Source organism: Pseudomonadales bacterium, from assembly GCA_013215025.1.
GTDB lineage: Bacteria > Pseudomonadota > Gammaproteobacteria > Pseudomonadales > DT-91 > DT-91.
Window position 1 is genome coordinate 1 of record JABSRR010000294.1, and the last position, 2,096, is coordinate 2,096.

At 48.9% G+C, this 2,096-nt stretch carries 3 protein-coding genes; 2 read left to right on the plus strand and 1 reads right to left on the minus strand.

What is annotated here, in order from left to right; translation table 11 throughout:
* The coding region (locus HRU21_13040; GenBank protein NRA43214.1) for a GreA/GreB family elongation factor at nucleotides 1-306 on the plus strand (306 nt) is incomplete at its 5' end.
* Between the two features lie 143 nt (nucleotides 307-449).
* The gene (locus tag HRU21_13045) at nucleotides 450-1,049 is read left to right on the plus strand and encodes an NUDIX hydrolase (GenBank protein ID NRA43215.1); all 600 of its coding nucleotides are present in this window, start codon (nucleotides 450-452) and stop codon (nucleotides 1,047-1,049) included.
* Between the two features lie 90 nt (nucleotides 1,050-1,139).
* On the opposite strand, the gene HRU21_13050 is transcribed toward HRU21_13045, so the two are convergent.
* Nucleotides 1,140-2,096, minus strand: a 957-nt coding sequence (locus HRU21_13050) for a hypothetical protein (protein ID NRA43216.1), incomplete at its 5' end; no start/stop codon positions are given.

The following is a 2,096-nucleotide window of genomic DNA, read 5'->3' on the forward strand; positions in this document are numbered from 1 at the left end:
GTAGCCGCGCTGCAAGACAGCCTGCAACGCTATCGGCAGTTTCACAAACCAACATTTAGCGAAGATGATGCCATTGCGCTGGGCGCCTTGGTTTGCTTGCAGCCAGCGTCTAGCGATAAGCCACTGTGGGTGTTTTTAGGGCCGGCGGCTGGTGGGCTGCAGTTTAGCTATGCGGGTAAAACCGTTCAGGTGATTAGCCCTGATGCGCCGCTGGGTAAGGCCTTACTGGGCCAAGGCGTTGACGATGACGTACTATTGTCACAGCCGTCTGCTGCCACGCGCTATCGCATTATGACGCTGTGCTAGGCATCAGCGATGCGTGACTCCATATCACGATAAAATGCAGCCAACGATAAGTGCCGCTATTGATAAGATGCCGCTAACGATAAGATGCCGCTAACGATAAGATGCCGCAATGATTTACCGCGCCAACCAAGGAAACCCATGCCATGCCACATAGCGACGCCCGTTCAATTCTGGCTGCAGGCCTGATTCTGTTGGCCGAACACCAGGGGCAAGTGCTGGTCTTGCTGGGGCGTGATCGCTGGCGCCGGCGCTATAGCGTTTTGGCCGGTAAACGTCAGCGTTTGCGTGATGCAACGGGTCAGCGACGGCTAGAATCGCCCTATCAGACCGCCATACGCGAGGCTGCAGAAGAAAGCCGCGGCTATTGGCAGCAAGCGCAGCTGACGGCGCTGTGTTCGGCTGATCGCTTTATTGATTATGGCCGCTGTCGTTTATTTACCGCCACCGTTAGCTATGTGCCTGCAGCAGCAATAAAAGCTAAGGCCCTGCCCAGCTTGTCGCCACGCTTTGCCGCCTACCGTGAGATTGCCGCTTTTGCCTGGGTTGCCGTCGAGGCCGTGCTTCAGTGCCCACCACAGCGTGTGCCAAGCATCGATGGTCGCACGATTCGGGTACACCGCGCGCTGGCGCATGAGTTGCAACAGCTATGCAGCCCAGACGGCACAGCAGCCGCTACAGCAACCACCATAGAAACCACCATAGAAACTGCAGTGAAAACCGCCGTAGACAACTCGTGCGAATAGATAAAACGGTTTGAGACCGTTAGCGGTTATAAAATCAGCTCGTGTAAAAAGGCCGCGACGCGGCCAGTATTTAAGAGATGTTAGATTATATTATTGCACAAATGCGCGCTGTTTAGTCTCTAGATTAAGCAGCCAAAGCCCTGATTTATCATCATCAGCAACCAGCAAAAGCTTGTCTGTATACAGGGTCATACCCTCAATTTGTCCAAATAAGCTTTGACCTTGTCGACGTTGAAACAGCGTGCTAATTTCACCATTTTGCAGATCGTATTGATAGATATTTTCATCACTGACAAACAAGATATGTTTGCCGTCTTGACTTAAAACAAGGGCGCTTTCTATATCATCTTCGAGCCCTTTGGGCGGTGGTAGCTGTGAACGAGTACCGTCTTGCAATGAAATCGCAATCAAACCGTCATCATAGTCATTTTTTGTGATCAATCGATGCTGTGCTGCATCAAACACTAAACTGTTATCATAACCTTTAAGTTTTGATGCATTGTCCGATGAGGCTGAAAACAACGCTATCTGCTGACTGAGCGTGTCAAATCGATAGAGATTGTTGTCTATATCGTTCAAAAAATACAAGTAACCTTGATTGTCTGCAGTTATAGCCCTGATATCCATCTCTTCATCGGCGCTAAGTATGGTTTGATAAACATCATCTTCAAGACTGATAAGCCCTAACTCACCATTTTCGGATCCGACATATAGCTGCTGTTGAGCGCTATCATAATACAAACTTTTTGCCTCGATATTTCCAGCAAGCAAACGTAATTCTGAATTGCTGGGCGTCATGGCGACCACCTCTTCAGCTTCATTGACTGCAAATATTTCACCGCTTGATGTATCGCGATCTAACATATAAGGTTGAATCAACAGGTGAACATTATCATAAAAGCCGGCTGGCTCGAGCGATTGCAATGTCTGGCTGGCAATATTATAAACAGCAGGGCCATCAGAATACGCCAGGTAGATATTTTGATTAACGGGATCGACATCGATACCTTCAAAGCTGTATTTTGTAAATAAGGGATCGTTATTTGC